Below are 8,421 nucleotides of genomic sequence, written 5' to 3'. Positions count from 1 at the left end.
GGGCGCCGAGACCAAGGCGGTCTTGTTTCGAGGCGACCGCTCGATCGCGGGGAAGCACGACCTCCGATTCGAGATGGACGTCATGCAGGTGCTCGAGGCCAACGGAATCAAAGTGCCTCATATCTACGGTTGGGTGGACTCTCCCCGGGCGTTCGTCATGGACTGGGTCGACACCGAGGATCGCGCGCCGGGAATGCTGCACACGGCAATCGAGGACCCCTCGACCCTGAGCGACGAGCGTTGGCAGGCGATGCTGCACTACATGGAAGACCTGGCAGCGGTCCACGCAGTGCCCGTGAGTGAGTTCGCGCACATCCGGCGACTCGCGAAGCCGCCGCAGACGGCGGCCGAGATCGCCCTGCACGCGCCTGAGCGCATGTATCAGGCCGGCGTGCACATGGGTCACATCGATACGGCGTTCGAGTTTCTGCAGTCGTGGCTACGGCGGAACATTCCCGAGCACCGAACCCACGGGAGCTTCATCGCGGGGGATGCGGGGCAATTCATGTCCGCCGGAACCGAGGTGCTCGCGTTGCTCGACTTCGAGATCGCGAACATCGGCGACACGCATTGGGATCTCGCCTGCTTTCGGGGTCGTCACCCCTACGAGAACATGGGGGACATCCCCGCCCTCTACCGCCGGTACGGAGAGGTCACCGGGACCGACGTCGACCTGCGGGTCGTCGGCTACCACACGGTGGGCTTCCTGCAGCTGTCCGGCATCGCGGCGAAGTTCTTCATGGAGCCGAACGCGAGGGGGGGCAACTGGATCGAAGGGGTCCTTGAGTACGGGAGCATCACCCGTCGCGCTTACGAGGCGATCGCCGAGCTCCAGGACATTCCGCTGGACTACAATCTGCACCTGCCCGAGCCGACCATTCAGAACTGGGAGGACTCTGGGCTCAGAAAGCTCATGGTCGACATCGAACGGCTGCCCACCTCCAGCGCGTTCGAGCCCTGGGAGCGAGGTCTGCTGCACTCGATTCCGAGCTTCCTACTCAACCATGCACGCTACCGAGGCTGGTTCGAGAGAGAGGCCCTCGCAGACATCGCCCAGCTCACCGGTCGGTCCTTTGACGATCTCGTGTCGGCAGACGCCGCGGTATCCGAGATCATCGGTGCGAATGATCCCGGGCGCGATGAGGAACTCGTGCGCCTGCAGCACCGCCGCATCCTGCGGTTCTCGATGATCGCGGCCGGCACCGATCCCAACGACGAAAACCCGCTCTTTCACAAGCTCGACCCGATTCTGAGCTAGGCCTTCGCGAGTTCGTCGGGTGAACGAAGCGACCCTAAGGAAGAAACTCCACCCCGCCGGTCTCGACGTCGTACACCCCGCCCGCGATCTCGATGGCTCCATCCGCTTCGAGCTTCTGCAGGATCTCGCTCTGACCGCGGATCTCCTGGATCGCACACGACACGTTGTTCACCGTCGCGCGCCCGACGAACTCGGGGTCGGAGGGCGCCAGGTCGCTGCACTCTCGCTTCGTGGTCGCTACCGCAGGCTGAATGTGGCTCAGCAGCGCCGTCACGTTCCCCAACTCGACGCCGTTGCACGCACCGGTGACCGCACCGCATCGCGTGTGTCCCAGCACGAGGATCAGCTTGGAGCCGACGACCTCACACGCGTACTCGAGGCTTCCGAGAACGTCTTGGTTGACGCAGTTGCCTGCCAACCGAATGCTGAAGATGTCCCCGAGCCCGAGGTCGAAGGTCAGTTCGGCTGAGGTGCGGGAGTCCATGCAGCTGAGAATCGCGGCGAAGGGCCACTGCCCCTCGCGTGTGTCCCCACGCTGCTGCCCGAAATCTCGCTCGGTCTTTTGCCCGGCGACGAACCGCTCATTGCCCTCGCGTAGGAGCTGTAGCGCCCGTTGCGGGGTCATCTCCGCCAAGGAGGATTCGTTCTGTGTCTGCATTTTCGACTCCGTAATTGTCGGCGTTGGGATCTTCGTTCGCCGACGAGGTGCGTTCGATCCGTTCGACCGTGATGTTGCGGGTCGGGGCGGATTCTTCGAATTCAGCGATGGCTTCGAGAACGTCGTGGTCGACGTGGAACGATCGGGAGCTGTCGATTCGCACGTGAGTCCCGTCGGGGACCGCCGCGAGCGAACGGATGATGGCCCCCTTGTTCATGAAGGTGACTTCTTCGACCAGATGCATCGAAAGGATGCGCTGCCCGACTTCGGATTGGCTCTCCGAGAGGTGCAGGAAGTGCGAGTTCATGTAGTTGCGATACAAGATCAGGAAGACCGCGACGGCCATCCCAAGGGCGATCCCGGTCAGGAGATCTGTCAGTACGATGCCGAGGATTGTAACGATGAACGGCGCGAACTGATCGAAACCCTGCTCGTACATCGTCTTGAACAACGCTGGCTTGGCCAGCTTGTAGCCTACGACGAACAGGATGCTCGCGAGCACGGCCAATGGAACCAGGTTCAGGATCTTTGGCAGTGCCACGACCGCGATCAACAAGAGCACGCCATGGAGGATCGCCGAGAGCTTCGTGCGTCCGCCCGACTGGATGTTGGCGGAGCTGCGAACGATGACCTGCGTGATGGGGAGCCCGCCGATCAGGCCGGAGAGCATGTTCCCGCATCCCTGCGCCACCAACTCGCGATTTGCCGGAGTGATCCTTCGCTGTTTGTCGAGCTTGTCGGTGGCGTCGACGCAAAGCAGCGTCTCGAGACTGGCGACGATCGCGATGGTCGCGGCGGTGATGTAGATGGCCGGGTTGCTGAGTTGCGTCCAGTCCGGAAAGACGAGCAGCCCCGAGAGGTCGGACCATCCGGTGGCCACAGGGACGGCCACGAGATGGCTGGATTCGAGTGCGAACTGCGGCGCAAAGATGGACGCGAGCGACTGGAAGCAGATGCCGAAGGCCACGGCGACCAGCGGGCCAGGGAGGGTCTTGAGAACCGGGGTTCGTCGCGTCCAGTCGGTCTCCCACAGGAGCAGGATCAGGAGCGCGGTTATCGAAACGAGTATCGCGCTCGGCTCGAAGTCTCCAAAGGTGGCGCTGAGCGTGGAGAGCGTCGTCTGACCGTCGGGCTGCACGAAGCCAAAATCGCCTTCCGGATCGCTGTCGTGACCGAAGGCGTGGGGAATCTGCTTCAGGACGATGATCACGCCGATCCCCGCTAGCATTCCCTTGATGACCGAGGAGGGGAAGAAGTAGGCGATCACACCGGCCCGTAATGCGCCGAGGGCGATCTGCATCGCTCCACCGAGTACGACGGCGACGAGGAACGCAGGGAAGCCCAGAGTTTCCACGGCACCGAATACGATGACTGCCAGGCCCGCAGCTGGGCCCGAGACTCCTAGGGGGGACCCACTGAGACTCCCCACCACGATGCCGCCGACGATTCCAGCGATGAGCCCGGAGAAGAGTGGGGCACCGCTGGCAAGTGCGATCCCGAGGCAGAGTGGGACCGCAACGAAGAAGACGACGACGCTGGCGGGCGCGTCATGACGGATGTGACGAAAGAACTCTTTCACTTTATAGACGTCTCCAGGCTCCGGCGGGTTTGGCGGGCCGAACCGCCGGGGCCGAGGAAGTAGTGGGGTAAGCGAGGCGGCTCTAGGGGCGCGGACTCGGCGCGCTACCGGCGGCTCTCTTTGCGCCACGACGGAGCGGCGGAGCGATCAGGTCGATCAGGTCGCCTACGGTTCGGTGGTGTTCGATGGGATGGCGCAGTTTCCCGCCTCGACGGATGGAGTAGGAGTTACGACGCCCTTCGCGGTGCCGCGTGATGACACCCGCGCTCTCCATCTCGGAGAGCAGGCGGTGGACCGCGCGTTCGGTGATCCCAACGCGTTCCGCAAGGTCACGCAGGCGCGCTGCGGGGTCCTGCGCCAGCGCGAGCAAGATGTGGCCGTAGTTCGAGAAGAATGTCCAACCGTTGCTCGTTGCTCGCTCCGTCGAGCCAGCCGCACCGTCGGTAGAAGCCTTCATCGCTTCTAGGAATATCTGGAGTCCGTTCCCGTGACAAGATCCGAATGACAAGAAAGTCCTGTGAAATTTTTCAGGTCTAGTGTGTCCGATGTGCCTGCTGCCGGCGGGCCGCGCGGCAGCGGATAGCCGACATGAAGCCCCTTTTTGGCCCCAAGGCGACATAACGGCTCCTTATCGGACGTTGGCGTGCGGCTCGTTCTGCCTCATGGACGGGACTTGAGGGAGACTTCAACAGGTGATCCGTGCGGGGCCGTCCTTTGGGAGACGCTCATCGACCCACCTGCGGGTCTGCCGTTCTTCGCGGAGGCACGCATCGCGCACGAGACAGGCCGGGGTCGCGAAGCGGTGACCCTGGTCGTAACGGCGCGAGCGCCCGGCCGGGCGCCTTGACCCCATGCTCTAGGAGGTTACACGTGCAGGGCACCGACCGTCCACAGCGAAAGCAACGCGGCTACTGTCAGTCCGAGGGCCCGCCGCCGGGAGATGCTGAACGTCTTTATCAAAGTGGCAGATAGCGCGCCGGCTTTTCGGCTCAAGCTGTCTCTCGCTGAGGCTGCAAAAGGCCATCTTCTCGTTGTGGTGCACGCACTGCCTAGACACACAATCGGGTGGCGCTCGGGTCGGCGGGGGGAGGAACTCGGGCGTCAGCCTCGGGGCAGGCGCACCTGGAAGGTCGAGCCTCTGCCTGGCTGGCTCTCGACCTTGATCTCTCCGCGCAGTGCCTGTGCGAGCTTGCGCACCAGGTAGAGTCCCAGACCCACCCCTCCGGCTGCTCCTTGCCCGGGGTCGATCTGGTAGAAAGCACTGAAGATCGACTCTTGGGAAGCAGCGGCAATGCCCACTCCGGTGTCGCGAACCTCGAAGACGAAGTCGGCGTCGTCCTGCCGAACGACGATATCCACCGTACCCTCGTGGGTGAACTTGATCGCGTTGTCGACCAGGTTCTTGAGGATCATTTTAAGCTTGACGGGCTCGGTCCGCACCGGGGTGTCGACCGAATTCGTCCAGCGGACGCGAACTCCCTTCTTGGACCGGCCCAGAGTGAGTTCCGCCTCCAATTCGGCGAGGAATTTCGGCAGGTCGACCGTCACCATCTGCGCGACGGGAATCTCGGCCATTCGCTCGTATCGGCTGATCTCCAACGCGGTGTTGACTAGTTCGAGCTGCTCTCGCGCGCTGGCGCCGATTCGTTGCGTGAGGTCGTGCTGCGCCTGGGTGTGCGGACCTAACTCTCCGTCGTTCAGCATCTCCGCGTAGCCCATGATCACATGTAGAGGAGTGCGCAACTCGTGCGAGAGGTTGGCGACGAAACTCGAGGCAGTGTCGGCTTTCTCCCTCAGCTGGTGTACCCGGCGCGAGTTGTCGAGAGCGGCGACGGCCAGGCGCACCAGCCCGAGCGCGCGGTTGGTACTGGGTGCGTCGAACGGAGTGGTGGGAGACTCTCGAGCAATGAGCGGCCATCCATTGCTTCCCTCTCCGGATCGAAGTTCGAGGAGAAGGCCGCATCCGACTCCGAAGGAGAAAAGAACCCGACCCAGTGGCGATGAGTTCCTCGTGCTGGCCGCGAGGTATCGTCGGCCTGCGATCGTTTTTGCGAGGAGTTGCCGGGCTTCGCTCAGACGCGTGGGTTCACAAAGCGGGTGTTTCCGGTCTTGGGGACCGCTCTGACCCGCGACTCGGACTTCGTTCGCGACGAGGTCGGGTACGAAGGCGGCGAAGACGTCGCCGGGAACGTGTTGGATTAGCAGACGGCCGAGAAGGCTCAGGACGGCCTCGGGGTCGCGTAGGCAAGCGATATCGCCTGCATCGCGCAGCAAGCTCTCGCGCTCGATTTGATCCGCGTCGCTCCGGGCACGACCGATCCGTGGCGATTCGCCCACGTCGCAGTCACCCCTTCTTGCGGTTGGCATGCAGAAGCTCTTCGCGGCAGGCATCCTGGTAGGAGAGCCGATCGAAGGGGGTTTCGAGAAAGCGGGCTAGTTGCTCCGGACCGGCCAGTCCCAGTAGGCGCTCTTGCGTTTCTCCGGTGAGTACGGGAATCCGGCGATCGAAAGGACCGTGTGTCCACTCGATCGTCCAGACTTTGGCTCGCCGGCGTCCTTCGCCGGCCGCATCGACCCCGGGTAGGCCGACCGCCTCGCATATCTCGCGAATCACCTCGGGCCTGGAGATGTCACGACCCTCCTGCCAGAGGGCGCGGTAGAGTCCTACGCGAGCGGCGAGAGCGGCAGTCGAGTTGACTCGCTCGATCGCGGCGAGCGTGGCGATGGCCAGACGCGAGTTGGGTCTTCCACGCGGGTTACGGATGAGAATTTCCGGTGCGCTCACCTGCACCCGTCGCACCTCCTCGTCGAGCTCGGCGAGGTCCGCGTCGGTGGACTCCTCCCAGCTCAGTGGCAAGCGCGGTGCGTGCTCGACTCCCCGCCACTCGACTGTCTCGGCGTGGCCCAGACGGACGAGGCGTTCGTACTCGGCGAAGCAGAAGGGACAGTTCAAGTCTCCGTAGAATACGATGTTTTGTGATGGAGAGGCCATCAGCATCTGGCGGCTGGGTTCGTCACATCAGCCCTTCGCCTTCAGAAAACACCAGGGGCCGTTCCAAGTCCAGCAAAGGCCCCCGGCGATCCGGGGTGCCATCGACTGCGTCGCGAGCAAGTTCGCCACGCTCGCTCCGCGCCCTCGGTAGAAGAGCATGTCGTGGCCGGTGCCCTGATGCATAACGACCGGGAACCCGATCTCTTCGATGGTCGAGGCCGCCGATCGCTTCCAGCATCCGACGAAGCGGCCCAACGAACTTTGGCAGACGGACTTCACGTACCTGCGTGTGGTGAGTTGGGGCTGGTACTACCTCTCGACCGTGCTCGACGATTATTCGCGCTACATCCTGGCGTGGACGCTGGGTACGACGATGAAGGCGTCGGACGTGACCGAGACACTGGACCTTGCGCGAGCGAAAGCGGGAGTGGACGAGGTGGTGGTCGTGCATCGGCCTCGACTCCTGAGCGACAACGGCCCCTGCTACGTGTCGGGAGAGCTGGCGACCTCCCTCGGTCGCCACGGGATGGAGCACACTCGAGGAGCGCGGTGTTCGGGTCCAACTTCAGCTGAACCCGAACAGTCGTCTGATTCGTAATCAGTAGGTCGCCGGTTCAATTCCGGCGGGTGGCTCTTACGGGCAGATTGAAGCGTTCGCGCAGCAGCCGATAGAACTGGATCCGCTCAGCGGAAACTGCAGACCTCTTTGTTGTCGCCGGTGATCGCGGGCTAGTTCAGGACCGAGATGTTGAACTCCGCGCGTAGATCGCAGATCCTGGTGTCCATCATCTCGTCGGTGAGTGTGGAGTGGGGCCACTTGCGGCTCATCTTGCGTACGCGCGTGAACCAGATCCAGAAGAATTGGGGAGTGTAGCAAAAGACGATCTTGAGGGCGCTCATAAACCTACCCCCCAACAGTGCTTCTCCCTCTCGATTCAACTTCTGCACTTCGGGGTCAGCAGCGTACTCCTTCAACTCGGCCATGCTGATATTGCACCCAAATAGAATCCAGGGCTTCAGTAGGATTTCGCCAACAATAGAGGTGTCGCAACCGAAGATGACGTGTGTCAGGTCATGGTCTGCAAAAATCTTGCCCTTCACCCTGGACACGGCCCCAACCTCAGGATTGTGGCGATACAATTCGTCCAATCCTTCGCGTAACGTCAACCCGCAATGTTGATTCAGAAATTCCATGGAGAAACTCTCAGAATTTGGCCAGACGGTAGCCGACATCAAGGCCCTTTTTGCCCCAGGCGGGACAGGCGAGATGCGACTCGTCAGTCAAGCAAGTCGCCCACTGGCACTGTTTCGGCAAGTCTAATCACTGTCGAAAATTCCCGGGCGCTCCGCACCCGTGATCCGTAATTGCAGACTATCATCGATGAAACCGGGACACCGGGGCAGAGCGTCAAAGGAAAGACAGGGGCGGTCAGGGGTTCATTCAGGTTGTCGCGACCGACGGCGGGCTTGCCCAGTGGACCCGTGTCGGTGAGGCATACTGTGTATGCGTGCGTTTCGGGCTGGGTGGCGTCCCGCGTCGCCGACCACGCGCAATTGTCGGTCGACGCCGGGTCGGGCCACAGCTCGGTGCAGGGCGTATGCAGGCACTCCTGTGCGCTGCTCGGTGTGCCGCCGTCGCCACCGACCTCGCTGAAGAGCGCCGCGCAGTCGCCGGCCAGATGCTTCAGCGGATGGAGGGTTGGTAGCTCCAGGTCACCGCCGTCCACGAGCGGGGTGTGCTCGGTGTCCTCCGGGTCGACGTGGGTGCCGTTCAGGTGCTGCAGATGCTCGTGGTGGTCGTCCAGGGAGCGCGGCTGGTGGTCCGAGGAGATGTGCCAGGCGTGCCCGGTGGCGGCGTCCCAGACGGCCGTGGTTTCGTGGTTGTTCTCGATGCAGAAGTAGCCCGAGGTTGGTGGCGGTCGCAGCGCCGGCTG

8 protein-coding genes, 1 tRNA gene and 1 pseudogene are annotated in these 8,421 nt (G+C 62.9%); 3 read left to right on the top strand and 7 right to left on the bottom strand.

Going from position 1 to position 8,421, the window contains the following annotated elements; all coding sequences use genetic code 11:
- Positions 1 to 1,258: phosphotransferase (locus P8R42_03690; GenBank protein ID MDG2303751.1), on the top strand; the 1,258-nt coding region annotated here is incomplete at its 5' end.
- Positions 1,259 to 1,292: 34 nt separating this feature from the next.
- Here P8R42_03690 and P8R42_03685 read toward each other — a convergent pair.
- The 5 genes from P8R42_03685 to P8R42_03665 all read right to left on the bottom strand — a co-directional run bounded on the left by P8R42_03685 (position 1,293) and on the right by P8R42_03665 (position 6,487).
- The gene (locus P8R42_03685; GenBank protein ID MDG2303750.1) at positions 1,293 to 1,916 is read right to left on the bottom strand and encodes a carbonic anhydrase family protein; all 624 of its coding nucleotides are present in this window, start codon (positions 1,914 to 1,916) and stop codon (positions 1,293 to 1,295) included.
- Entirely contained in the window at positions 1,840 to 3,495 is a 1,656-nt protein-coding gene (locus P8R42_03680) for a SulP family inorganic anion transporter (GenBank protein MDG2303749.1), read from the bottom strand. Before P8R42_03680 ends, P8R42_03685 begins: the two co-directional genes overlap by 77 nt.
- Before the next feature lie 82 nt (positions 3,496 to 3,577).
- Positions 3,578 to 3,952, bottom strand: a complete 375-nt coding sequence (locus P8R42_03675) for a winged helix-turn-helix domain-containing protein (protein MDG2303748.1) — start codon at positions 3,950 to 3,952, stop codon at positions 3,578 to 3,580.
- Positions 3,953 to 4,596: 644 nt separating this feature from the next.
- Positions 4,597 to 5,832: a HAMP domain-containing sensor histidine kinase gene (locus P8R42_03670; GenBank protein ID MDG2303747.1), complete on the bottom strand. Its 1,236-nt coding sequence runs from the start codon at positions 5,830 to 5,832 to the stop codon at positions 4,597 to 4,599.
- Positions 5,833 to 5,839: 7 nt separating this feature from the next.
- Positions 5,840 to 6,487, bottom strand: coding sequence for a DsbA family protein (locus P8R42_03665; GenBank protein ID MDG2303746.1), 648 nt, complete (start codon positions 6,485 to 6,487; stop codon positions 5,840 to 5,842).
- A gap of 208 nt (positions 6,488 to 6,695) precedes the next feature.
- Between P8R42_03665 and P8R42_03660 the strand changes: the two are divergent.
- Positions 6,696 to 7,034: pseudogene (locus P8R42_03660) on the top strand (DDE-type integrase/transposase/recombinase).
- A tRNA-Thr gene (locus P8R42_03655) sits at positions 7,019 to 7,120 on the top strand. Before P8R42_03660 ends, P8R42_03655 begins: the two are co-directional and overlap by 16 nt.
- A gap of 96 nt (positions 7,121 to 7,216) precedes the next feature.
- On the opposite strand, the gene P8R42_03650 is transcribed toward P8R42_03655, so the two are convergent.
- Both P8R42_03650 and P8R42_03645 read right to left on the bottom strand, forming a co-directional pair.
- The gene (locus P8R42_03650) at positions 7,217 to 7,471 is read right to left on the bottom strand and encodes a hypothetical protein (protein ID MDG2303745.1); all 255 of its coding nucleotides are present in this window, start codon (positions 7,469 to 7,471) and stop codon (positions 7,217 to 7,219) included.
- A gap of 293 nt (positions 7,472 to 7,764) precedes the next feature.
- A partial coding sequence (locus P8R42_03645; GenBank protein ID MDG2303744.1) for a hypothetical protein occupies positions 7,765 to 8,421 on the bottom strand: 657 nt, incomplete at its 5' end.

It is taken from the genome of Candidatus Binatia bacterium (assembly GCA_029243485.1).
In the GTDB taxonomy this organism is placed as follows: domain Bacteria; phylum Desulfobacterota; class Binatia; order UBA12015; family UBA12015; genus VGTG01.
Note: the sequence above shows the minus strand (reverse complement) of the source record. Positions and strands in the feature narration are given on the sequence as shown.